General features: G+C 51.0%; 1 pseudogene. It reads left to right on the top strand.

Annotated features, from left to right (window positions below):
• Positions 1–549 (top strand): annotated as a pseudogene (locus ACS8FC_RS20145) (insulinase family protein); the annotation flags it as partial.

Consider the following 549-nt stretch of genomic DNA (forward strand, 5'->3'; position numbering starts at 1 on the left):
GCCATTACGAAATGGTCTTTTATACGGGACTGCGCGGCTCTAACCCAGAGCATGCCGAAGCGGTCGAGCAGGGCATTATTGACTTGTTGACCGAAGTGGCAAACTCGCCAGTTGACGACGAGACGATCGAAACCATTTTGCATCAGATTGAAATTGATCAGCGTCACATCGGCGGTGATAGCATTCCTTATGGTCTAAACCTGATGTTAGAGGGCTTTAGTACCGCTATTCATGATGGCAACCCCATCGATGTGTGGGAAGTGGATGAGCATCTACAGTGGTTGCGCGAGCAAGTCGTCGATCCGCAGTGGCTACCGAACTTAATCAAAACGCATCTGCTGGACAATCAGCACCGTGTGCGCGTGACAATGACGCCAGATAGCGAAAAATCAGCGCGCCAAGCGGCAGCAGAGCAAGTGCGTTTAGATACCATTGAGATGGATCTGACCGCTGATGACAAAGACATCTTGCACAAGCAAGCACTAGATTTGGCCGCACGCCAAGCCGCGCCAGATGATTTGGGCTTATTGCCAAAGGTAGGTCTAGAAG

The organism is Psychrobacter sp. 1Y4 (genome assembly GCF_051847555.1).